The sequence below is a fragment of the Microbulbifer taiwanensis genome (genome assembly GCF_014904815.1).
Taxonomy (GTDB): domain Bacteria; phylum Pseudomonadota; class Gammaproteobacteria; order Pseudomonadales; family Cellvibrionaceae; genus Microbulbifer; species Microbulbifer taiwanensis.
Map to the genome: position 1 here is coordinate 117837 of NZ_JACZFR010000028.1, position 24394 is coordinate 142230.

Below are 24394 nucleotides of genomic sequence, written 5' to 3' on the forward strand. Positions count from 1 at the left end.
TAAGGACTATGCACCAATCAGGCAAATACGGGGCCAAATTTGCACCGATCGGGCAGCGATCAGGCGTCAACCATCTCCGGCGCGGCGATCGCGGGAGCCACCCGATTGCGCCCCTGCCGCTTGGCTTCGTAGAGTTTCTGGTCCGCCTCGCAGAGCAGTTCATCGATGGAGCGGTGCTGGCGGCGCTCCGCGGCGCCGAGGCTGACCGAGAGCCCAATGGTTTGCGAGCCGGTCGATAGTCTGCAATGCTCCACGGCACAGCGCAGGCGCTCGGCAAAGAGGCAGGCCTGCGCCAGGGTGGTCTCAGGCAACAAAAACACAAATTCCTCGCCGCCCCAGCGGGCCACCCTGTCCCCCTCGCGGCAGCACTGCGCCACCAGCCTTCCCACCTGTACCAGGGCCAGGTCACCGACCGGATGACCGAATCGGTCATTCACCGCCTTGAAGTAGTCCAGATCCAGCATGATGACGCTGAGGGGCCGACCGTGGCGCGTCGCCGTGCGCCAGATGCCGGCGGCGTCCTCGCAGAAGGCGCGACGGTTTGACAACCCCGTTAGGGCGTCGACACGGGATAACTGCTCGGCGATTCTGCGCGCATCCTCCTGTTTCCGCACCCGACTGGCGAGCGCCAGGGAAAACAGGGTCGCCTCCAGGGCCAGTCCTACCTCCACACCGTGGAATGTCAGAACATTGACCGGTATAAATCCCCACACCGAGAACAGGGTCAGGGCAACGCCGAACATGCTACAGATCGCGGCACTGAGGAAATAGCGCCCCGCTCGCTCGCCGTGGCTGACTGTCACCAGGCCGAGATACACCATGCCAACGGTAAAAATCACCATATAGTGAAATGCCACCCACACAGCGCCCTCCTGGCTGCCGAGCGCAACAGCCAGGGTGACCAGGCAGATCGCAGCAATGGAAATCCGCACCACCCAGCACCGCACAACCGGTGCATGCTCCTCGAGTTGCAGGAAGCGGCACGCAAACAGGAATCCTGTACTGCTGAACAGTACCATCATCACACTGATACCATAGCGCTGGATAGCTTCCTGCTCCAGCCACAGCCAGGCGTTGACATGCCCCGTGTAAATCAAGCTGAGTACTATGTAGCTCAAAAGGTAAGTGGCGTAACAGATATTGCTGCGGTCCCTGAGCCCCAGGTAAAGCATGGTGTTGTAGAAAATAAATGCCAACAGGAACCCGTACAACAGGCCGTGACGGTAGTGGGCCCAGCGCTCCTGCTCGGCAATGCCATCGGCCGAAAGCAGCGCAATTTCGACAACCAGGGGTTCGGCGCTCTCGGCGCGTATCAGTATTTCACTGCGACCGGCTGGCAGCTGCAGCGGAAACAGATAGCCGACTCCCGGTGCCTGTACTCTCTCCGCGCTATCACCGCTCAACCACTGTTTTTCCAATCGACCGTCGCGCAGGAAATAGACATCCAGCCGCTCGATCCAGGGCTTGCCCAGGGCCAACTGCAGCGACTGCGCCGTTGCGGAGGGATTGTCCAGCGGCAGATGCAACCACACAGGTCGCGCACCTATACCAAAGCTGGGGATGGCACGGGATTCAGCGCGAAATTCGCCCCGCCGCAATGCGGACATTGCCTCCTCGACGGTCAGTCTCTCGCCACTTTCCGACAGGTAGCTGGTGTAGGCGCCCAGTGGGCCTGAGGACCTTCCTGCGAGCATATAGGAATCCGCCAGCAGTTGACCACTGTAGAAAAGGCAGGCGCACAGCAGCAGTCCTATTCGCGCGGAGGAACGGCGCGAAAACTGGAGCAGCCCGCAAAAAGCAGCAGGGGTGAAAAGTCTGAAGCAACGCGCGGGCGCAACTGAAATACGCAAGGCTATCTACCTTTCATATCAGGCCCGACCTTGTGAATAAAGGCCATTATTGTCAGCTGCAAATCGACAGCCGTTCAGTACTGATTGATCCGCTAGAGTCTAGTCGCTACTGAAAGTCATGGAGACGAAACAGGCGCTCAGTCGCCGAAAGGATTCCTTTGCGGGTCAGCCGCCAATAAATCGCGGGTACGGAATCAAAGTGCCACTTCCAGTGCACGGGCAGGTGCGACCCGGTTGCGCCCCTGTTGTTTGGCTTCGTAGAGTTTTCGGTCGGCCTCGCCTACCAGCTCGTTCAGCAGGAGCTGGGAGTCTCGCTCGGCCGCGCCGAGGCTGATGGAAATTGAGAGGGTATTTGCCCCGGCGACCATCTTGCGGCCGGCGACCGCCCCGCGCAGGCGCTCGGCAAACAGGCAGGCCTGGGACAGGGTGGTCTCCGGCAACAGCACCACGAACTCCTCTCCTCCCCAGCGTGCCACCCTGTCGCCCTCGCGACAACTTTTGGCGAGCAACTCCCCCATCTCTACCAGCACCCCGTCACCGACCTGGTGGCCGTAGCGGTCGTTGACCGATTTGAAGTGGTCTATATCCAGTACAATCACACTGAGCGGTCGGGCGTGGCGCACAGCGGTGCTCCAGATTCCCGCCGCATCCTCGTAAAAGGCACGCCGGTTACACAACCCAGTCAGCGCATCGATGCGGGAAAGTCGCTCCGCCTTCCTGAGGGCATCCTCCTGGGATCGCACCTGTCTGGCGAGAGCCAGGGACAGCAGCGTGGCCTCGAGGGCCATACCTACCTCGACGCCGTGATAAGTCAGGGCCGTCATGGGTATCACTCCCCTGACCGAAAGGGCTGTGGAGGCGACGCCCAACATGCTGCAGATAGCGGCACCGAGGAAATACCGGCCCTCGCGCTGGCCGTACCGGATCGAGAGCACACCGAGACAGACCATCGCAGCGGAGAAAAGTGTGACAAAATTAAAGGCGAGCAGTGCCGCATCTACATGGCTCCCCAACCAGATAAAGTGCGCCATCAGCATCAGCGCTGCGGCGCACAGGGCGATCACCCAGCGCCTTACTCCCGGCGCACGCTTGTGGAGCTGCAGGAAACGGCTCGCAATCAGGAAACCACAGCAGCCGTAAACCACCATCAAAACAAGGATCACAAAACGCTGGAATGCCAACTGGTCCGGCCACCACCAGCTGAATCCGTGACCACTGTAGGCGAGGCACATGGCGATAAAGCTGCCCAGGTAGAGCGCGTAGTAGAGGTAACTGCGGGAGCGGAAGCCCAGGAACAACATCAGGTTGTAACAAATCAGAGCCAACAGGTAGCCGAACAGCAGGCTGTAACCAAATTGGACCTTGCGCTCGCTGGCCTCGCTCTGCGCGGGTGAACGCAGGTGGGTCGCCAACACAAATGGATCCGCAGTCTGGGCGCGAATAAACAGGTGACTGCTTCCCTGCGGCAATAGCAGTGGCAGCTGATAGCCCACACCCGCCACCAGTTCCGGAGTCGCCGCATGGGCATCGCCCGTTTTCCAGCTGCGGATTACTCGGCCTTCCCGCACTATGTATACGTGCAGGTGGTCCATCCAGGTCTTGCCGAGCGTCAGAACCTGCCGCGAAGCCCGGCCCCGGTCGTTTATAATTTCCAGGTGCATCCACACCGGATCAGCGCCTATACCGTGACTGGCAATGGCATAGCGCCCGGGACTGAATTGGCCACGTTGCCAGGCGCTGTAGGCCTCACGAAATTGCAGCGGCCCGCCCTTTTCGAGCAGAAATTCCGCGCGCTTGCCCAATGGCCCATTTCGGTCGCTGGAGAGGAACAGGGGTTCCGCCAGCGCTGTACCATAGGTCGCCAGAAGGAAACAGGCCGCGAGCAGTAAGCGGATATTCATGCGACCACCTGCTCGGCCACCGGCGGCACTATCCGATTGCGGCCACAGCGCTTGGCATCGTACAGTCTCTGATCCGCGGCATCGACCAGATCGTTCAGGGTGATTTCGGATTGCAGCTGGGCCGCGCCGAGACTCACCGTCAACGGTGGGCCCTGGAAACCCGCCGCAATCCGATTGCACTCAATCTCTCTCCGGATACGCTCCCCGAATACCGTCGCCTGCGCCAGGTCGGTTTCCGGCAACAGCAGCACAAACTCCTCGCCGCCCCAGCGCGACAGGATATCCCCCTCGCGACAACTCTGCGTCAACAGCTTTGCCACTCTCTCTAAAATCCGATCACCGCACTCGTGGCCGAAGCGATCGTTGAACTGTTTGAAAAAGTCGATATCCAGCAAGAGCAAACTCATGGGCCTGCCGTGGCGCACTGCGGTACTCCACAGGGCCGCGGCGTCGGTAATGAATGCACGGCGATTTAACAGGCCTGTCAGGCCGTCGATTCGCGCCAAGCGCTCCGCCCGAAACCTGGCCCGTTTCTGCTGGCGCATGCGGCTGCCCAGTGCCAGGGATAACAGGATCGCCTCCAGCATCATCCCAATTTCAACGGCACCGATGGTCCATTCATTGGCAGTCACCAGGCCCAGTGCACAGAGAAGGCCTATCGAAAGCCCCAGCATGCTGCACAGCGCTGCGGGCAGGAAAAAATGTCCCACAGTGCGGTCGCGCCTGCAGGCAAAAACACCGAGAGAGACCATGCCCAGCGCAAAAACCGCAAAAGTGCCGAAAGCGAGATAGACGGCGGCGCGCACAAATTCCGCGGCAATGAATACCGCCATCGACACCATGACCAGCAGTGACAGGCCCCCTATCCATCGCCTGAGGCTGGGGGCATAGTCCTGTAACTGCAGAAAGCGCGAGGCGAATGCAAAACCGGCGCAGGCGTAAAAAATCATTGCCGCAAAGAGACCATTGCGCTGAAAGCCGGTCTGCTGAGGCCACCACCACATGAAACCGTGCCCGGTATACACCAGGCTGAGCACGACAAAACTCAGTACATAGAGTGCATAGTAGAGGTGAGCGCGCTCGCGCAGTCCTCTAAACAGCATCAGGTTGTAAATCGCAAAGGCGAGCAGGAAACCGTAAAGCGCACCGTAGCGATAACGGTATCCCAATTCGGCAGCTTCGAGATCCCCCGTTGTCAACAGGGATACCGGCAACATCAGCGCTTCGGGGGCATAGGCCCGCACATAGAGCTCGTTGCGCCCGGGCGCCAGCCGGACAGGAAACACATAACCCACCGCCGGCACCAGATAGCCGGCGCCCGGGCGGGCGTCGCCCCCTCTCCAGCTCTGCAGCAGACGGCCGTCGTGAACCAGGTAGACATCCAGGCTATCGAGCCAGGGCATACCGATAAGGAGGCGGTACGCCAGCGGATTGCCGGAGGGGTTAGTCAGTTCCAGGTGCATCCATGCGGGCGGCGCGGCTATCCCGAAACCTGCAGTGGTGCGCCCCTGCAAACGGAAGTTACCGCGCTGCAGGGCGCGCTGCGCACCGGCCAGATCGAGTGTCGTCCCTCTTTCCACCAGATAGCTGGCCCTGGCGCCGAGAGGGCCAGTGCTGGTACCGCTGAGGAGAAATCCCCGGCTGTCACCGGCGTCTGTGCCAGCAGAGACCGCTGCGCCAACCGAGCACGGCAACAGTATCGCCGCCAGCAGCAGCCAGGCCGACAACGCGAAACAGCGATATGACCCGCAGGGGTGAAACCGGCGGGAGAGACGGAAAACACTGCGATATCCATTCGCAACCTGGGTATACAAGTCGGGAAACCTCTCAGTCGGGCCCGTTGTAATTGGAGGAATTGCCAGACCCGATATCCGCTGCAGCAAAGTCGCTGGTGACTCAATTTCTATTATTGGTATCCATGCTCTGACGGGCACATCCATATACTGCCCGGTTCGCATTAGCTATTAGTGAGTGTAATTCTCGGTTCGAAAACCGGGTAGAAAGTTGGCACCAGATTCAACCTTCTGATTGGAAAATCGGGCGGAGCACTGCTATTTCGCCCAACCCGAAATAACGCTGGCTGCACCGCTATCCCGAAAGGCCTAGGCCGATTCGGCCACTTTCCGCTCGGCGGCAATAGCGCGCCCGAAACGCACCTCATTGCCCTTGCCGGGCAGGGCCGGAATATTCTGTGCCAGTAACAGGGACACGCCGGCCATGGCGGCGCCGCACCAGAAGACCGCCGCCGGTGACACCAGCCACAGCAGGCCGAACAGCACCGGAATCACCACCGCGGCGATATGGTTGATGGTAAAGCTGACCGCGGAAGAGGCGGCGATATCCCGCTCGTCGACGATCTTCTGGAAGTAGGACTTGATGGCGATGGCCATGGAGAAGAAGAGATGGTCGAGGATATACAGCAGCGCCGCCGCGGTGGCACTCTGCACCAGTGCGTAACCGCCGAATACCAGAATCAGGCCGATATATTCGACCGTCAGAGCACTGCGTTCGCCGAAGCGCACGATAAACCGACCCACCCGCGGGGCGACAAACAGGTTCAGCAGGTGGTTGGCGATAAACAGCAGTGCTATGTCGCCGACGCCGTAGCCGAATTTCTCCACCATCAGGAAGCCGGCAAAGACCACGAAGATCTGCCGGCGCGCGCCGCTCATAAAGGTGAGCGTGTAGTAGAGCCAGTAGCGCTTGCGCAGTATCAGCTTCTTGTGCTGGCTGTGGGGCTGGGGAAAGCTCGGGAACAGCGACCAGATCAGCGCCACCATGGCGATGGTGATGCCACCGCCGAGCAGGTAGATCCACTGGTAATCCATCTGCAGCCAGTCGGATGTCAGCCAGACCAGGCCGTAGGCCGCCAGGGAGGCCAGTGAGCCGGCGGCGAGCATGCGCCCCATCCAGATGGCGGAAGTCTCTTTCGGCAGCCACTGCAACGCCAGGGAGGTTTTCAGCGCCTCGTAGTAGTGAAATCCCACGGACATGATCAGTGTCGTGATCAGGAGGCCCGCGGTGCTCGGAAACCAGCCGGTGAGCGCGACGCCCAAGCCGGTGGCGATCAGGGCCAGGAAGGCCAGGCGCTGCTCGCGAATCAGCAGCAGTACGAAAATCACCGTAAAGGCGAGGAATCCGGGAATCTCCCGCACACTCTGCAGCAGTCCTATCTCCGCCCCGGTAAATCCCGCCCGCTCAATCACAAAGTTGTTCAGCAGCGCCTGCCAGACACCGAAGGAAAGCGGCATGGCACAGGCCAGCAGCAACAGCATGATTTCGGCGCGGCGCCAGTGGAAGGGTTGACTCATGGAGCACTTCTGTCGCGATGAATGGACCCGATGGTGTCGGCGTCACTTGATTGCAGTGGCGCCATTCTAACCCGAAACGGCCCGGCGCCGAGGCGTCGGGCCAAAGCGGCAGTCCCCATAACCTGTGGTTATTTAAACTGCGATCTGCCCTCCAGGTCCAGCACCCGCGCGGTATCCCGCAACAGCTTCGCCAGGCGGCTGCCAAGTGACTCCCTTTCGCGGCACCCGTCCCGCCTTTCCGGAACCTCAACCTTCGAATTATCGTACGGCTTACTGTTAGTATTACAATCGATCGGCATCCCTCGCCCTCCCTATCGGTTAGTAGACAGGTGCTATATTGCCGCCCGGCGGACGTGGGGGCCAACGATGCTTAGTTGAATGAAACATTAGAAAAACTTATGGCGAAAATTCTAGCTCACCTGGGTGCACTGCGCTGTGTCGAGGCCGCCGCGCGCCACCAGAGTTACACCCGGGCCGCAGATGAACTGCATGTAACCCAGGCCGCAATCAGCCAGCAGATCCGCCATATAGAGGCGGTACTGGGAGTAAAGCTGTTTATCCGCCGCGGGCGCAATATGGTGCCGACGACCAAGGGTCGGCAGCTGGCCGCGCAGCTGAGCTGGGGCTTCCAGGCAATAGTCGACGGCGTGCACCAGATACAGACGGAACCGCTGGCGGGCACCCTGAATATCACCACCACCCAGTCTTTCGCCACCATGCTGCTGATGCCCAACCTGTGGCGATTCCACCAGCAGCACCCGGAGATAAACCTGCGCGTGATGGTGTCCGCGGAGCTGGAAGACCTGAAGCACGGGGATATGGATGTGGCCCTCCGCTACGGCTTTTTCGAGGAGAGTGAGCTGCACCGGGAGGTGCTGTTCGAGGAGCCCCTGGTGGCGCTCTGCTCGCCGAAGCTGTCGGAACATATGGACCTGTCCAACCCGGAGAATCTGCGCGATTGCAGGCTGGTAGTGGACGCGGATTACCGGCAGGAGTGGCAGACCTGGCTGGCGCAGGCGGGACTGGACCTGGATCCCGATGAAATCAAGTGGCTGACCGTCAGCAATCTGGATATAGCGCTGAGTGCGGTGATGTCCGGGCACGGGCTCTGCCTCGGCTCGCCGACCCTGGCCAGGCAGATGATCGAGGCCGGAGCTCTCGCCAACCCCCTCCCCTTCCGGGTCGAGAATGGAATTCGCTACAGCTTCCTGTACGACGAATCCTCCCCGCGGCTCGAACGGATACGGGTATTCCGGGATTGGCTGTTCCGTCTGGTGCACGATTCCGATGAAATGGATCAACTTACCGGCGGCTTAGCGTGATTCCCCGCCACCCAATTCAACGCGCCGCAGGGCCCCACTCCAGGCCACCAGCGCAAATGCCAACAGGCTCAGGATTCCCGCCCACAGCAGGGTGGTGAGCGGCGCGGCGAATTCACTCAGTACACCGGCGGCCAGGGCGCCCAGTGCCGCGGAGCCGAACAGGGCCAACTGGTAGATGGATATGATGCGGCTGCGGTACTCCGCCGGCGCAAACAGCTGCACTATGGCCCGCCCCAGCGCCGCCGCGGCCGCGGCGACCGCACCCCAGCAGGCGCACAGCAGTATCAGGCCCAGCGGAGTGGGTCCGAAGCTGATTGCCACCAGCAGCGCGGCGCTGTAGAGCAGACACATCAGTATGCCCCGCCCCGGTTGCTGCCCCTGGCCGCGGTGCAGCATGGTCACGGTGGCGGCAACGGTACCGGCAATGAAGGCCAATTGCAGCGTCGCGTAATAGCTGACGCCCCGCCCGCCGCCATACTGAGCCGCCAGCAGCGGCAGCACCACCAGGAAGACGCCGATATGCACAAAGCCATTGAATGCCATCAGCGCGATCAACTCGCGCAGCGCCGGGCGACGCCAGGTCTGTACCAGCCCTTCCAGTATCAGCGCGTGGGGCCGCTTTTCTTCCTCTGCCGACACTGGCGCGGCTTTTTTCCGCAGCGACAACAGGAACAACGCAGCAATAGACAGCACGGCGACCTGGATCCCCAGCAGCAGCTGTACCCCCCACTGGTCGAAGCGACTCGCGAGCAGCATGCCCCCGGCCTGGCCGCCGTACTGGGCGAGCATCATCCAGGTCACGGTTTTCTGCACACGGCTCTCGCTGGTCTGCCCCTCCCGGTCGCGCGCACTGCGCTGCACCAGGTTGTCCCGCGCCGGTTGCAGGAAGGCCGTACAGATACCCAGGCTGGCGCCGTAGAGCAGCAGTAATGCCAGGTTGGGTATGCGATAGGAAAAGTACAGCAGCAGTCCCGCGTGGCAGAGCGCCAGACCGACGCAGGCCAGCGCCGCCACCGCGGCGGCATCGCGCCTGTCCGCCAGGGCTCCGCCAAACAGCAGGAATACGAGGTTCGGCAACAGTACCGACGCCTGTACCCAGCCCAGGTGCAGCGCCGGCAGGCCCACCACCGCCACGGCGATCCACGGCAGCAGTATCACCTGCAGGCCGGTGGCCAGCGAAGTACCGCTGTAACCGAGGAGGAACTGTCGCAATCTTGGGGGCATTTCTGTGGCAACTCGAACCTGTAGGATGGGCAAAGGAGCGTAGCGACGCCGAAAACACAAGGACGCGGTTTTCGGCCTTCGCTTTGCCCATCCTACATTTTGATCATTGGAAGTCTTAAAAGCCGGCGCAGCTGTTTTTCCGCCGCCGGGTCATCAAAGTAGGCCGCCTTCTCGAAGGCGGCGGTAATCCGCTCAACCATCGGCGCCAGCTCGGGTTTTTCCGCGCGCACGCGGCGGGCAAAATCCCGCGGCGCCTCACCGGAACGGCGCGCCATGCCGGCCCGGGCCATGCGCCGGCAGAATTTCCGGTAGAGGCGGCTGGTGGCCGGCAGTGTCTCGCCACGACCACTGAACCAGAGCCACAACAGTATGCCCAGCAGGGCGGCCGCCATGGGCACTGCGATAAAGGTCGCCAGGCGCAGCGGCGAAACCTCCCCCAGTATCCGCTGCAACAGGTTCTGCTGCTTGTCACTGTCGAAACTGATCACAGTCTGGTACCAGCGGTAGTTGATCATGTCCCACTCGAGGCGCAGCCGGTTGAGGAAAGCCATGCGGTGCAGTGGCAGCAGCGAATCCTGCATGAATTCGTCCGCGGCAGCGCTCTGCAGGCCGTCGCGGATGCGCTCCGGCGCCACAGCGGCGGTGGGGTCCACCCTCTGCCAGCCGCGCCCGGCGATCCAGATCTCCGCCCAGGCGTGGGCGTCGTACTGGCGCACCAGCAGGTATTCCTCCTTGGCCACCCACTCGCCGCCCTGGTAGCCGGCCACGACCCGCGCCGGAATGCCGGCGGCGCGCATCGCGAACACATAACTGCCGGCAAAGTGCTCGCAGAAGCCCTGCTGGCTGCCGAACAGGAATTCGTCCACAGAATCCGCGCCCAGCGCCGGCGGCTTCAGGGTGTAGGTAAAGCTGCGGTTATAGAACGCCAGCAGGCGCCGGGAGATTTCCTCCGCACCGAAACCGGCCCTGCGCAGCTCCTCTGCCCAGGCGCGGGTGCGCGGATTGCCACCGCCCGGCAGTTGCAGGTTGCGGCGGCGCTCGAAATCGCCGAGCGCGTGTATCTCGCCGAGTGTTTCCCGCGGCCAGGAGCGCACCTCGTAGGCGAAGCGGCTGTACACGGGTCCTCTCCTGACGATGCGCTCGTCCTCTGTCTCGCCGACACCGCGGGTATCGGAAATCGGCCGCGCCATGGCGAAGAGCCAGGGGTTGTTGGTGGCCTCCTGGATCACCCGGTAGCGATAGCGCGGTCCCACTTCCGGCAGAAGCTGCTCGCGGCCCTTCCAGTGCACAGCACCGCCCTCGCGCGGATCGACACCATAGCCCTGGCTCCAGCGGCGACCGTCGAAATCCGAGTAGACCAGGCCGCGCCAGTAGCGCTGCTCCGGCGGCGGCACGGGGCCGTCGAAGGAGATGCGCAGGGCCGGCTGGTCGGATTGGGACAGGCGGGTGAAATCCCCCGGCGTCATGGAATCGCTGACGCCGGTGCTGGCGGAGGCGGAATTCTGCGGTACTGCCCACAGTGGACCCAGGCGCGGCATCACGATAAACAGCAGCAGCATCAGCGGCACCGCCTGGGCCAGCAGTTTCAGGGACAGTCCCAGGGCGCGGCGCGGGCGGGCGCTGAAGTTGCCCAGCTGCGCCGCCAGTGCGGCGGTGATGATCACTACGCAGACGATGCCGTAGAGGGCGTAGGGAATCGTCTGCTCGTAGACAAACAGGGTGGCGGCGACGAAATAGGCCAGCAACAGGCTCAGGAAGGCATCGCGGCGGCTGACCAGCTCCAGGTTTTTCAGGGTAAAGGACACCGCCAGCAGCGCCACCATCGGCTCCAGCGCGAACCAGCGCCGGTAGGACAACGCCAGGCCACCCACCGCCAGCGCCACTGCCAGCAGCTTGACCGCGCGCCCGGGCAGGTCGCGGCGGCCACGGAAGACTTCGAGGCGCCAGTAGACGGCGAAGGCCCAGGCGAAGACGATCCACAGCGGCAGCTGCGCGAACTGCGGCAACAGCGCGGCAAACTGGGCGGCGAAGATCCACAGCAGGCTCTCGCGCGGCAGTCGCTCTGCGGGCTGGGTCATCTGGCCTCCTGCACGGGAAACAGCCAGCGTAGGGTGCGCCGTGGCAGATAACTGCTCCATGCAATATCTGCACGGCCGCCGTCCATGGCGGCCTCGCACCAAATAACTCTGTCGCCGACTCCCAGTCCGCTGTGGTGCGTGCGGCGCACCCTACGATCCCTGTTCATCTGGCCTCCTGAACCGGGAAGAGTGCCAGCGCGGTCAGCACGCGCTGTTGATGCTCGGGGCCGAGGGCGGGCTCCATCCTTGTGCCGGGGATGCGCAGTCCGTAGGCGGTCTGCTCCCGCTCCGCCTGCAGGGCCCAGTGACACAGGTTGCCGAGGCGGGTCTCCACATCGCGCCCGGCGAGCAGGTCCCAGTCGAGCCACAGACGCGCGTCCGCGCGGCTCTCGTATTCTCTGCTGTAGAGGTCGCGGCCGGCAGCGTACTGTTTCCACGCCAGGTGGCGCAGCGAGTCGCCGGGCCGGTACAGTTTGAGGCCGGCGAAGTCGTCGCCGCCGCGAATGGCCTGGCCCGACTCACCCTCGGTCGGCGCAGCACCCAGCGGCAGGGGCCCTGCGGACACGGGCCGCGGGTAGACCAGGAACTCGATATCCAGGTCGATCCGGCTCCAGCAGCGGAAGAGACCCAGCGGAAAGCGGCTCTCGACCCGCAGCCGCGGCGGACGCACCCGGCCGCGCCGGACCACCGGTAGCGCGACGCAGGTCTCTGCGCTGTCACGCTCGTAGAGATCCAGGTAACTGGCCTCTTCCGACGGCCAGCCGACCGCTATCCACTCCCGCGCGCGCCTGCCGCTGCGGCTGACATGGATCTGCGCCTCGGCGTAGTCGCCGGCAAAGGCCGGGCGCGCCTCCAGCAGCTGCAGTCGCAGGCCCGACAGGTTGGCAAAGGTGTGTACCGGCAGCACGGCGAAGAGGCTGACCAGCAGGAAAGTCAGGGCGAAGACCAGGTTGTTCTCGTAGTTGGTGCCGAGCAGCCACAACAGCAGCACCACCAGCAGGAAGCCCATGCCGGCGCGGGTGGGCAGGATAAACAACCTGCTGTGATCGAGGGTGACGCTGCGGGATGGCGGGGAGCGGCGATTCAGCCAGCGCTGCACCAGCCCGCGCCAGCGATCGGCGAGCGTCGGGGCACTATTTTGCGGGGCGCTCATCGAATCAGGCCGCGATAATATCGACCTGGCGCATCAGCCGCTCCACCAGTTGGGCGCCGTCGCCGCCCTCACTCTGCAGGCGATGGCCGGCCACCGACGGCAGCACCGCCTGGATATCCTCGGGCAGCAGGTGACTGCGGCCATGGATCAGGGCCCAGGCACGGGCGGCGTGCAGCAGTGCCAGTGCGCCGCGGGGAGAAAGCCCCATGGCGCACTCGGGGCTCTGGCGGGTGTGCTGTACCAGCCGCTCCAGGTAATCGAGCAGGCTCTCGGAGGCCTTCACCTGGCCGACGAGACCCTGCATTTTCTTCAGGGTGTTGCCGTCGATGCGCGGCTTCAGCTGCCGCAGCTGGGCGCGCGGGTCCACACCGAGGAACAGCGCCCGCTCCGCCTCGCGGGTCGGGTAGCCGAGGCTGATACGCATCAGGAAGCGGTCCAGCTGCGATTCCGGCAGGGCGAAGGTGCCGGACTGGTGCAGTGGGTTCTGGGTGGCGATAACGAAAAACGGCTCCGGCAGCGGGCGCGTTTCGCCATCGACACTCACCTGTCGCTCTTCCATCGCTTCCAGCAATGCGCTCTGGGTCTTGGGAGAAGAGCGGTTGATCTCGTCCGCCAGCAGCAGCTGGCTGAATACCGGGCCCTCGTGGAAGCGGAACTGGCCGGAGTCGCGTTCGAAGATGGACACACCGAGGATATCCGCCGGCAGCATATCGCTGGTGAACTGCACCCGCTTGTAAGTGAGCCCCAACACCTGGGCCAGCGCGTGGGCCAGGGTGGTCTTACCCATACCGGGCAGGTCCTCAATCAGCAGGTGACCACGGGACAACAGGCAGGCCAGCGCCAGCTTGACCTGGTGCTCCTTGCCCAACAGAACCCTGCCGATATCGGCGACGATGGCGGAAATAATCTTTTGCACGGCGAATCCATTACTGCTCGGTTTTTTGTTCGGAACCTCGTGGGATATGTGGCCCGGTTATAGCTCCGTGGTGGCCCCGTTGCCGGTAGCCTTCGCATCGTATTGTTGTTGCTGTAGGAGCGGCCGGTGGCCGCGATCGATGTTCAGTAGTGGCGGAGAGTCCGATCGCGGCCACGGGCCGCTCCTACGAGGCAGTGCCAGTAGTTAATCATAGGCGTCTGGCGCAAGGGCTCTGCCCTCCCCGTCACAAACAGCGCCAGTTACAGCTGCGACAGCCCCCGTATCAGGTCCCGCTGTAGATCCTCCACGTCCTCCAGCCCCACCGATACGCGAATCAGGTTCTCGGTAATGCCGGCGCGTGCCTTGTCCTCTTCGCTGAGGCGCCCGTGGGTGGTGGTGGCCGGGTGCACTATGGTGCTCTTGGCGTCGCCCAGGTTGGCGGTACAGGACAATATCCTGCAACTGTCGATCACCTTCCAGGCCGCCTCGCGGCCGCCGCGCACGGAAAAGCTCAACACGCCGCCGAACATCGACTGCTGTTTTGCTGCGAGCAGATGTCCCGGGTGCTTGGGCAGGCCGGCGTAATTGACCTTGTCCACCGCGGCCTGCTCGTCCAGCCACCAGGCCAGCGCCAGGGCATTGCGGCAGTGGGCCTGCATGCGCAGGTTGAGGGTCTCCAGGCCCTTCAGGAACACCCAGGCGTTGAACGGGCTCATGCTGGGGCCGGCGGTGCGCAGGAAGATCACCAGCTCATCCATGATTTCCTTCTTGCCTACGGCCACACCACCGACGCAGCGGCCCTGGCCATCCAGGTACTTGGTGGCCGAGTGCACCACTATGTCGGCACCCAGCGCCAGGGGCCGCTGCAGCGCCGGGGTGCAGAAACAGTTGTCCACCACCAGCAGCGCGGAGGCAGCGTGGGCCAGCTCCGCAAGCGCGGCGATATCGGCCACTTCGCACAGGGGGTTGGAGGGGGTTTCCATAAACAGCAGCCTGGTGTCGCCGTCCAGAGCGTCCTTCCACTGCTGCATATCGGTAAGGTCGACATAACTCACGCGCACGCCGAACTTTTCCATATAGCGGCCGAAGAGTGCGGTGGTGGTGCCGAAGACGCTGCGCGAACAGATAACACGGTCGCCGCTTTTCAGCAGCGCCATGCACAGGCTCAGTATCGCGGCCATACCACTGGAAGTAGCCACCGCCGCCTCGCCGCCTTCCAGGGCGGCCATGCGCTGCTCGAACATACGCACAGTGGGATTGGTATAGCGGGAGTAGACATTGCCCCGGGATTCGCCGGAAAAGCGCGCGGCGGCCTCGGCGGCGGAGGGAAATACGTAACTGGAGGTGAGGTACATGGCCTCTGAGTGCTCGCCTTCTTCCGAGCGACTCTGCCCGGCGCGCACCGCCAGGGTTTCCAGTGAATAGCCTTCGTCTTCGAACATATACCGTCCCAGGCGTGTTTGAAATAGGAAAGCGGAATAATGAAGGATGGAGAGGGATTAATAAAGCGCAGACGAGAAGGTTGCGAAGGTTGGTCGAAGTGATTGGATTGATGTAGAGGCTCTGCTGCCGGGAACCAGACTGCGGAGCCACTATAAAACCGGCCGGAATGCCGAGCCGGAGCTCGGCGTTCCCGGGTTAGATCGAACTCTGGCTGCCCTTGCCCTGCTTGGCAGAATCGTTGCGCTGGGCGTGCAGGTTTTCCAGGTATTCGTCGTCCACGTCGCCGGTAATGTAGTTGCCGTCGAACACGGAACAGTCGAACTGCTCGATTTTTTCGTTGCCCTCAGCGGAGCTGGCCACCAGGTCGTCCAGGTCCTGGTAGATCAGCCAGTCGGCACCTATCTCCTTGCAGATTTCCTCGGTAGTGCGGCCGTGGGCCACCAGCTCTTCCGCCGAGGGCATATCGATGCCATAGACATTCGGGTACTTCACCGCGGGCGCCGCCGAGGCGAAGTAGACCTTGGCCGCACCGGCGTCGCGGGCCATCTGGATAATCTGCTTGCAGGTGGTGCCGCGCACGATGGAATCGTCCACCAGCAGCACATTCTTGCCGCGAAATTCCAGCTCGATGGCGTTCAGCTTCTGGCGCACCGACTTCTTGCGCTGCTTCTGGCCCGGCATGATGAAGGTGCGACCGATATAGCGGTTCTTCACCATGCCCTCACGGAATTTGACCCCCAGGCGGTAGGCCACTGTCTGCCCGGAAGTGCGCGCGGAGTCGGGAATCGGGATCACTACGTCGATATCGTGATCCGGGCGCTCACGCAGTATCTTGTCCGCCAGGTGCTCGCCCTGGCGCAGGCGCGCCTTGTGCACGGAAACGCCGTCCATGATGGAGTCGGGACGCGCAAAGTAGACATGCTCGAAGATACAGGGATTCAGGGACGGGTTTTCCGCGCACTGCTCCGCGTGCACTGTGCCATCCAGCTCGATATAGATGGCCTCGCCCGGCGCCACATCGCGCACCAGGGTGTAACCGAGCACATCCAGGGCCACGGATTCGGACGCGACCATATACTCGGTGCCCTTGTCGGTCTCGCGTTTGCCGTATACCAGCGGGCGGATACCGTTGGGATCGCGGAAGGCGACGATACCGTAGCCGACGATCAGCGCCACACAGGCGTAGCCGCCGCGCACGCGTTTGTGCACCGCGCGCATCGCGGTAAAGATATCCTCCGCCTTCGGCTGCAGCTTGTGCTGCACCAGCAATTCGTGGGCGAAGACATTCAGCAGCACCTCGGAATCGGAGTCGGTGCTGATATGGCGGAGGTCCTGCTGGTAGATCTCCTCCATCACCTCGTCCTTGTTGGTGAGGTTGCCATTGTGGGCCATGGCGATGCCGTAGGGGGAATTGACGTAGAAGGGCTGGGCCAGGGCCGGGCCGGAGCCGCCGGCGGTGGGGTAGCGCACATGGCCGATACCGAAACTGCCTTTCAGGCGCTCCATATGGCGCGCGCGGAACACATCGCGCACCAGGCCATTGGCCTTCTGCTGGTTGAGGCGGTCTCTGTCGCAGGTGACGATACCCGCCGCATCCTGCCCGCGGTGTTGCAACAGGGTGAGCGCGTCGTACAACTGCAGATTGACGTCACTCTTACCGACGATACCGACAATACCACACATAGTCTTGGCCCTACTGGTCGAGAGGGAGCGCTAATGTCGCCCCGTTAAAACAGCGGCAGCGCCGCCCCTTAAAACAATGTTACAAAAAAGCCCTTGATGGTCGCGGCCAGATGCCGCGCACTGTCCTCAAAGGCGAGAAAATGGGGAATCAGCGCCGACTCCCGCCACCAGCTGTCCTCCTCCACCGGCACCAGCGCCGGGGCCAGGATCAGCAGAGCCATCACGATGATCGCGCCGCGCAGCAGCCCGAACACCATACCCAACACCCGGTCAGTTCCGGACAGCCCGGTGGCTTCGACGAAGGCGGACAGGGTCATATTCAGGCCGGCACCGGCCAGCAGCGTGAAGACAAACAGGATGGCGAAGGCTGCAATGACCTGCAGCGACGGGGTATCCACCAGGTTGGAGAGCAGCGGCGCCAGCTGGTCGCGAAACATCATCGCGACCACGAAAGCGGCGACCCAGGTGAGCAGGGACAGGGTTTCGCGCACGAAACCGCGACTGAGACCGATCAGCGTGGAAATGGCCACGATTGCCAGAATGGTCCAGTCAGCCCAGTTCATCCAGTCCTACCTGCCTGCCGCGGAGAGCGCGCATTCTAACTGAAGCACTCCGGCGCGTGAAGCTGTTCGAAAAACCCTTCGAAATTAGGAGCGGGAATGTTCGGATTGACCGGTTTCAGCTGCGGGAAATCCGGTATCAGGCCTTGAATTTCAGCACCAGCGTCTGGGCCTTCAACAGCTGGTCCAGCTCCTGCTTGGCCGCCTGGGCGTCCGCCCTGCTGACCTTGGGACCGACAAAGACACGCACAAAGCGCCCCTTGGAGGTGGTGACGGCGCGGGTATAGGCCTTGTACCCCTCGTCCAGCAAGCGACTGCGCAACTTCTCGGCCCGCGATTCCTCGCGATAAGAGGCGACCTGAACCACCCAGGCAATCGGCAGTCCTTGGGCATCGAGGACCGGCGAGGAATTTTTTTCCGGTTTTTGCGACTGCCCTGTACTTTCAGTCTCAACGACTGCAGCTTCAACGGCAGTCTCGACTTTTTCAGGCTGCGGGCTGGAAACCGGCTCCACGGCCTGCGGCTGGAAGGCGTCCTCTGGCGCCGGCGCCGGCGCCACCCCGGCCACCGGCTGCGGCTCGGCAATCTCGATCGGCTGGATATCCGGCGGCGGTGGGATCTGACTGGTCACGTCGATATAGCGCGCACCCTCGCGATCGAACAGGGTCGGCAGGAAAATAACGGCGAGCGCGGCCAGTACCAGCGCACCCACAATGCGTTGCTTGAAGCCATCGTTCAGCCGCCCCCCGCGAGGTGCGCCTTGTACGCAATCAGTGTCGCGACTCGCCATCGCCGTCATCTCGTATACGCTGTAAAACTTCCGCCACAGTAAAGAAGGATCCGAAGACAAGCAACCTGTCTTGCGGACCGCTGGTCAGCAGCAGATTCTCCAGCCCCGCTTCCACGTCCGGGCAGCGATCATCCAGCCGCACCGCCGGCACCCCCGCCTCACGCAGGCCCGCCAGCAGTGCCTCACCGCCGGCGGCGCGTTCATTGCCGGGCAGCTGCGCCGGGTGCCAGCTGTCCACCAGATCCCGCAGCGGCGCGAAGAGTCCCGGCAGATCCTTGTCCGCCATCGCCGCCACCAGTGCGTAGGTCTTGCCCGAGGCCGGGTTGGCGGCCAGCCAGCGCGCCAGGTATTCGGCAGCGGCCGGATTGTGCCCCACGTCCAGCAGCAGGTTGCGCTCGCGCCACTGCAGCTGCTGGCAGCGGCCAGCCAGCCGCACCCCGGCCAGCGCCTCCTCCAGGCCGCGCTGCGGCAGCGCCTGCAGGACCGCCAGCGCAGTAATGGCAGCCGCAATACTCGGGCGCGGCAGGCTGATCGGCGGCAGCTCCACCTCCAGTTCGCCGAAGCGGTAGTTATCGCCGCCATCAATGAAGTCGCGACCGATAAAATAGCCCGGCGCGCCCAGGCCGGATGCCGCCGACACCACCGATAGCGGCGGTTGCGGGTCGGCACACACCAGGGGGCTGCCCGCGCGCAGAATACCGGCCTTCTCGCGGCCGATCACTTCCCTGTCGCTACCCAGCCAGGCCTCATGATCGATGGCCACACTGGTAATGATGGCCAGGTCTGCATCCACCAGGTTGACGGCATCCAGACGCCCGCCGAGCCCCACCTCCAACAGCGCGTATTCAATGCCGGCCTCCCGGAACAACCACAGGGCCGCGAGGGTGGTGAACTCGAAATAGGTCAGGCTGGTCTGGCCGCGGGCCGCCTCCACTGCCTCGAAGGCGCGCACCAGATCCGCATCTTCCACTTCGACGCCATCGATGCGCACCCGCTCATTGAAACGCAACAGATGCGGTGAACTGTAGGCGCCCACGGAATGGCCGCCGGCGCACAGCAGCGCCTCCATGGTGGCGACGCAGGAGCCCTTGCCGTTGGTGCCGGCGACGGTGATGACCATCGGCGCCGGCTTTTCCACGTCCAGCGCGCGCGCAACTTCCGCCACACGCTTCAGGCCCAGTTCGATTTCGGTGGGGTGCAGCTTCTCCAGGCTGGAGAGCCAGTGTTGCAGTGAGGTCATAGTTTAAAAAGTCACATACAAATGTAGGAGCGGCCGGTGGCCGCGATCAGAGTCCATAGAGTACTGGAAGCCCGATCGCGGCCACCGGCCGCTCCTACAAAGCGAGGGATATCGTCAGATCAGGCGCCGGTCAATTTACCCAGAATCCGCGACACGGTCGCGCGCATATCGTTGCGCGGGATAATCATGTCGATGGCGCCGTGATCCAGCAGGAATTCTGCGCGCTGGAAGCCCTTGGGCAGTTTTTGGCGAATGGTCTGCTCGATGATGTTCGGACCGGCAAAACCGGCGCGGGCGCCGGGCTCGGCGGCATTGATATCGCCGAGCAGGGCCAGGGAGGCGGACACGCCGCCGTAAACCGGATCCGTCATGATGGAAATATAGGGCACACCGGCCATCTTCAGCTTTTCCAGCACCGCGGAAGTCTTGGCCATCTGCATCAGGGAGATCAATGCCTCCTGCATGCGCGCACCGCCTGTGGCGGAGAAGCACACCAGTGGAATCCCCTCCTCCAGTGCGCACTGGGCCGCACGGGTAAAGCGCTCGCCGACCACATAACCCATGGAGCCGCCGTGGAAGGCGAACTCGAAAGCCACCGCCACCAGGGGCTTGCCCTCGAGGGTGCCGCGCATGGCGATCAGCGCATCCTTCTCGCCGGTCGCCTTCTGCGCCTGGGACAGGCGATCCTTGTATTTCTTCACGTCCTTGAATTTCAGGCGATCCACCGGCTCCACGTCGGTGGCCAGCTCTTCGCGGCCGACTTCGTCGAGGAAGATATCCAGGCGGCGGCGGGCGCCGATGCGGAAGTGGTGATCGCACTTGGGACACACATCCAGGTTGCGCTCCAACTCCGGGCGGTAAAGCATGGCGTCGCACTTGACGCACTTTTTCCAGACGCCCTCGGGAACCTTACTGGCGCCGGTGCGGCGCTCGGTGCGAATGACCGCGGGAACAATCTTTTCTAACCAGCTCATCTCGTTTCCAAATCCCGATGCTTTTTATTAGCCGGCATATTTTACCGACCGATTGGTTTCAGGCTGTGAATTAAAACACTAAGCAGGGCGACAGACCCGGCCAGATCAGCCGCCGTTTTAGGCTTTCTGGCCAGGTGGATCAGCTATCCAGGGCGGTGCGGATCTCGTCCACCAAGTCCGCAATACTATCCCTGGCCGCCGCACCGTCGGCCGCCGCACCGACAGCGGATACCAGCACGCTGCCCACCACGGCACCATCGCCATGCTCGCTGACCGATCTGGCCGAGGCGCCATCCTTGATACCAAAACCGACGCACAGTGGCAGGTCGGTAAAGCGACGGATGCGCGCCAGGTTGTCGCGCACCGAATCCAGATCCAGGTGGCCGGCGCCGGTCACCCCTTTCAGGGACACATAATAGACAAATCCGCTGGCCAGGCGCGTTATCTCCTCGATGCGCTCTTCACTGGTAGTGGGCGTCAGCAGGAAGATATTGCGCAGACCGCGCTCCGCCAGCAACTGGCTCAAAGGCCCGGCCTCCTCTGCCGGCAGATCCACGGTCAGGGCGCCGTCGACACCGGCATCGCAAGCCGCATCAGCGAACGGCTCTGCCCCCATCTTCTCGATCGGGTTGGCGTAGCCCATCAGGATCACCGGCGTTTCACTGTCCTGCTGGCGGAATTCCCGCACCAGTTCCAGGCACTTGCGTAGCGAGACCCTGTTGGCCAGGGCGCGCTCGTGCCCCTTCTGGATCACCGGGCCCTCGGCCATCGGATCGGAAAAAGGCACGCCCAGTTCGATCAGGTCCGAGCCACTGGCCACCAGCTGGTGCATCAGCGGCACCGTGTTGTCCAGGCCGCCGTCGCCGGCGACGATATAGGTCACCAGCGCCTTGCGGCCCTCGCCGCGCAGTTTGGCGAAACGGCGATCGATTCTGTTTTCCTGAAACTCACTCATTGCGCCACTCCTCAGACTTCAATGCCGTCGATGGCGGCGACGGTGAAAATATCCTTGTCACCGCGGCCAGACAGGTTCACGACGATGTTCTGCGACCGCTTCATGGTCGCGGCCAGTTTGAGGCCGTAGGCCACCGCGTGACTGGATTCCAGTGCGGGAATGATGCCCTCAGTGCGAGTCAGGGTACGGAAGGCGTCCAGCGCCTCCTTGTCGTCCGCGGTGACGTATTCCACGCGGCCGATATCCTTCAGCCAGGCGTGTTCCGGGCCCACCCCCGGGTAGTCGAGACCGGCGGAGACGGAGTGAGTTTCGATAATCTGGCCGTCCTCATCTTCCATCAGGTAGGTGCGGTTGCCGTGCAGTATGCCCGGTACGCCGTCGTTCAGCGGTGCGGCGTGGTGGCCGGTCGCCAGACCCTCACCCCCCGCCTCTACGCCGTACATCTTCACGCCGCCATCATTCAGGAAGGGGTGGAAGAGACCGATGGCATTGGAGCCGCCGCCGACACAGGCCACCAGCGCATCCGGCAACTGGCCGAACTCCTCCAGGCTCTGCCGCCTGGCCTCGCGACCGATTACCGAGTTGAAGTCGCGCACCAGCTGCGGGTAGGGGTGCGGGCCGGCCACGGTGCCGATAATGTAGAAGGTGTCGTCCACATTGGTGACCCAGTCGCGCATGGCCTCGTTCATGGCGTCCTTCAAGGTCTTGGAACCTGACTCCACCGGAATCACCTCGGCGCCCAGCAGCTTCATGCGGTAGACGTTGGGGGACTGGCGCTTGACGTCCTCGGCACCCATATAGACGGCACATTTCAGCCCCAGGCGCGCGGCCACGGTGGCAGTGGCCACGCCGTGCTGACCCGCACCCGTCTCGGCAATCACGCGGCTCTTGCCGCTGTGCTTGGCCAGCAGCGCCTGGCCGACGGTGTTGTTGACCTTGTGCGCGCCGGTGTGGTTCAGGTCCTCGCGCTTCAGCCAGATACGGGCACCGCCGGCCTGCTCAGTCAGCCGCTCGGCCAGGTAGAGGGGAGACGGGCGGCCCACATAGTGCGCCAGGTCGTGATCGAAGGCGGCAATAAATTCCGGATCATCCTTCAAGCGCGTGTACATCGCCTGCAACTCGTCCAGCGCACTGATCAGCGTCTCCGACACAAAGCGGCCACCGTAGGGGCCGAAGTGTCCACCGGCATCCGGGTAGGCGGAAAAATCTATCGCGTCTGAATCACTCAATTTCAATACTCCATTTTCACTGATCACTCACCACAAACCACTCGCCACTAGCCCTTGGCTGCACGGATAAACGCAGCGACTTTTTCCGGGTCCTTGCGCCCCGGCGCCGCCTCTACGCCGCCGCTGACATCCACTGCCTGGGGTCGCGCCGACTCTATCGCCGGCGCCACATTGCCCGGCGTCAGGCCGCCGGCCAGCACTATGGACCTGCCACTGTGTTGCGGTACCCGCTGCCAGTCGAAGGTCTCGCCGGTACCGCCGGGCACGCCGGGACGGTAGGCGTCGAGCAGGAAGCCGCGCGCCCGCGGGTGTTCATTCATGGCCGCGAGCACATCGAGGCCGTCTTTCATCCGCAGCGCCTTGATATAGGGGCGCTGGAACTGCGCGCAGTATCCGGCATTTTCATCGCCATGGAACTGCAGTAGGTTCAGCGGCACCCGCGCGAGTATCTCGAGCACTTCCTCTGCAGCGGCATTGACGAAGAGCCCGGTCAGGGTGACGAAGGGCGGCACTGCCGCAGCGATAGCGGCCGCCCGCTCCGCATCGATATATCGGGGACTGGCCGAATAGAACACCAGCCCCAGCGCATCGGCACCGGCGGCGACGGCCGCGGTCGCGTCTTCGATAGTGGTGATACCGCAGATTTTTACTTGCATCGCGCTTGCTGTTAACTGCTCGACCGGCGGTTCAAAAATGAGGGAGCCCGCGATACTAGCAGATTGGCGCGGGGCGCGAAATGCGCAGAGTGCTGTAGGAGCGGCCCATGGCCGCGATCGAGGTGAGGCTTAACGGGGAGATTCGATCACAGCCATGGGCGGATGGCCGCCCCACCGCTCCCACATGGAGAGTGCCGGTTATTTTCCCAAGCCGCCCAACGGCAGCGGTACCAGCAGTGGCCCCGGCTCCACTTGCGGCAGCTGGAATTCCTCCGGGTATTGCACGTCCACCAGATAAAGACCGAAGGGCGGCGCGGTGACACCGCCGGCGCTCCTGTCGCGGGCACCCAGCACCTGCCCCACCCACTCCGGTGGGCGCTCGCCGCGCCCCACCGCCATCAGCACGCCGGTGATGTTGCGCACCATATGGTGCAGGAAGGCGTTGGCACTGACCTCCAGTACGATCAGCTGCCCCACCGGCGCCAGATCCAGCCGGGAAATCTCGCGCACCGGGCTCTTTGCCTGGCACTGGGTGGCGCGGAAGCTGGTGAAGTCATGGCGGCCCAACAGGTATTTTGCCCCGGCCCGCATGGCCACCAGATCCAGCGGGTGCTGGGTCCATGTCACCTCCCCCGCCACATGGGCCGAGCGGGTGGGCGCGCTGTGAATCAGGTAGCGGTAGCTGCGCGCACGCGCGGAGAAGCGCGCGTGGAACTGCGCCGGCATCTCGCGCGCCCAGCGCACGCGCACCGCGTCCGGCAATTGGGTATTCACGCCCTGCACCCAGGCCCGCAGCGGCCGCTCGGCGGCAGTATCGAAATGGATCACCTGGCCGGTGGCGTGTACACCGGCATCGGTACGACCGGCGCAGACCAGGGTCACCGGCTCGGCGGCGATGCTGGATAACGCCTGTTCCAGATAGGCCTGCACCGTCTGAGCGGCGGACTTCTGCTTCTGGAAACCGTGCAGGCGGGCGCCGCAGTATTCGACACCCAGGGCGATACGGCGCAGGCCTGCTGGCAACTGCTCGCCGGGGGGGACTTCGCCGTTGGGTTTGTAAGTGTAATGCGGAGTGCGGAGTGCAGAGTGCGAAATGTCTGACACGATAT

The 24394-nt window shown here is 63.2% G+C and carries 19 protein-coding genes; 1 reads left to right on the forward strand and 18 read right to left on the reverse strand.

Annotated features, from left to right (window positions below; all coding sequences use genetic code 11):
* Window positions 1-59: 59 nt before the first annotated feature.
* From IG627_RS11140 to IG627_RS11155, 4 genes are all read right to left on the reverse strand, one after another.
* Window positions 60-1694 (reverse strand): sensor domain-containing diguanylate cyclase, encoded by a 1635-nt coding sequence (locus IG627_RS11140; RefSeq protein ID WP_193192440.1) that lies wholly within the window; start codon window positions 1692-1694, stop codon window positions 60-62.
* A gap of 350 nt (window positions 1695-2044) precedes the next feature.
* Window positions 2045-3751: a sensor domain-containing diguanylate cyclase gene (locus IG627_RS11145; RefSeq protein ID WP_193192441.1), complete on the reverse strand. Its 1707-nt coding sequence runs from the start codon at window positions 3749-3751 to the stop codon at window positions 2045-2047.
* Window positions 3748-5478 carry a sensor domain-containing diguanylate cyclase gene (locus IG627_RS11150; RefSeq protein ID WP_193192442.1) on the reverse strand — a complete coding sequence of 577 codons (1731 nt, stop codon included), beginning with the start codon at window positions 5476-5478 and terminating at the stop codon, window positions 3748-3750. Before IG627_RS11150 ends, IG627_RS11145 begins: the two co-directional genes overlap by 4 nt.
* 375 nt (window positions 5479-5853) lie before the next feature.
* Window positions 5854-7062, reverse strand: a complete 1209-nt coding sequence (locus IG627_RS11155; RefSeq protein ID WP_193192443.1) for an MFS transporter — start codon at window positions 7060-7062, stop codon at window positions 5854-5856.
* A 398-nt stretch (window positions 7063-7460) separates the two neighbouring features.
* Between IG627_RS11155 and IG627_RS11160 the strand changes: the two genes are divergently transcribed.
* Window positions 7461-8384, forward strand: coding sequence for a LysR substrate-binding domain-containing protein (locus tag IG627_RS11160; RefSeq protein ID WP_193192444.1), 924 nt, complete (start codon window positions 7461-7463; stop codon window positions 8382-8384).
* Here the strand turns inward: IG627_RS11160 and IG627_RS11165 are convergent.
* From IG627_RS11165 to truA, 14 genes are all read right to left on the reverse strand, one after another.
* Window positions 8376-9608: an MFS transporter gene (locus tag IG627_RS11165; RefSeq protein ID WP_193192445.1), complete on the reverse strand. Its 1233-nt coding sequence runs from the start codon at window positions 9606-9608 to the stop codon at window positions 8376-8378. The genes IG627_RS11160 and IG627_RS11165 overlap by 9 nt on opposite strands.
* Before the next feature lie 92 nt (window positions 9609-9700).
* Window positions 9701-11686 (reverse strand): transglutaminase TgpA family protein, encoded by a 1986-nt coding sequence (locus IG627_RS11170; protein WP_193192446.1) that lies wholly within the window; start codon window positions 11684-11686, stop codon window positions 9701-9703.
* Between the two features lie 163 nt (window positions 11687-11849).
* Window positions 11850-12839, reverse strand: coding sequence for a DUF58 domain-containing protein (locus IG627_RS11175; protein WP_193192447.1), 990 nt, complete (start codon window positions 12837-12839; stop codon window positions 11850-11852).
* A gap of 4 nt (window positions 12840-12843) precedes the next feature.
* A complete protein-coding gene (locus tag IG627_RS11180; RefSeq protein ID WP_193192448.1) occupies window positions 12844-13755 on the reverse strand; it encodes an AAA family ATPase in 912 nt (303 codons plus the stop codon).
* 260 nt (window positions 13756-14015) lie between these two features.
* On the reverse strand, window positions 14016-15197 hold the full coding sequence (locus IG627_RS11185; RefSeq protein ID WP_193192449.1) for an O-succinylhomoserine sulfhydrylase: 1182 nt from the start codon (window positions 15195-15197) through the stop codon (window positions 14016-14018).
* A 196-nt stretch (window positions 15198-15393) separates the two neighbouring features.
* Entirely contained in the window at window positions 15394-16881 is a 1488-nt protein-coding gene (gene purF / locus IG627_RS11190) for an amidophosphoribosyltransferase (RefSeq protein WP_193192450.1), read from the reverse strand.
* 68 nt (window positions 16882-16949) lie between these two features.
* On the reverse strand, window positions 16950-17444 hold the full coding sequence (locus IG627_RS11195; RefSeq protein ID WP_193192451.1) for a CvpA family protein: 495 nt from the start codon (window positions 17442-17444) through the stop codon (window positions 16950-16952).
* A 136-nt stretch (window positions 17445-17580) separates the two neighbouring features.
* Window positions 17581-18231: an SPOR domain-containing protein gene (locus IG627_RS11200; RefSeq protein ID WP_193192452.1), complete on the reverse strand. Its 651-nt coding sequence runs from the start codon at window positions 18229-18231 to the stop codon at window positions 17581-17583.
* Window positions 18212-19471 carry a bifunctional tetrahydrofolate synthase/dihydrofolate synthase gene (folC, locus tag IG627_RS11205; protein WP_193192453.1) on the reverse strand — a complete coding sequence of 420 codons (1260 nt, stop codon included), beginning with the start codon at window positions 19469-19471 and terminating at the stop codon, window positions 18212-18214. Before folC ends, IG627_RS11200 begins: the two co-directional genes overlap by 20 nt.
* Before the next feature lie 119 nt (window positions 19472-19590).
* A complete protein-coding gene (gene accD / locus IG627_RS11210) occupies window positions 19591-20445 on the reverse strand; it encodes an acetyl-CoA carboxylase, carboxyltransferase subunit beta (RefSeq protein ID WP_193192454.1) in 855 nt (284 codons plus the stop codon).
* 139 nt (window positions 20446-20584) lie between these two features.
* The gene (gene trpA, locus IG627_RS11215) at window positions 20585-21400 is read right to left on the reverse strand and encodes a tryptophan synthase subunit alpha (protein ID WP_193192455.1); all 816 of its coding nucleotides are present in this window, start codon (window positions 21398-21400) and stop codon (window positions 20585-20587) included.
* Between the two features lie 11 nt (window positions 21401-21411).
* The gene (gene trpB / locus IG627_RS11220) at window positions 21412-22629 is read right to left on the reverse strand and encodes a tryptophan synthase subunit beta (RefSeq protein ID WP_193192456.1); all 1218 of its coding nucleotides are present in this window, start codon (window positions 22627-22629) and stop codon (window positions 21412-21414) included.
* 47 nt (window positions 22630-22676) lie between these two features.
* Window positions 22677-23285: a phosphoribosylanthranilate isomerase gene (locus IG627_RS11225; protein ID WP_193192457.1), complete on the reverse strand. Its 609-nt coding sequence runs from the start codon at window positions 23283-23285 to the stop codon at window positions 22677-22679.
* Window positions 23286-23483: 198 nt separating this feature from the next.
* On the reverse strand, window positions 23484-24389 hold the full coding sequence (gene truA / locus IG627_RS11230; protein WP_319024553.1) for a tRNA pseudouridine(38-40) synthase TruA: 906 nt from the start codon (window positions 24387-24389) through the stop codon (window positions 23484-23486).
* Window positions 24390-24394 lie beyond the last annotated feature (5 nt).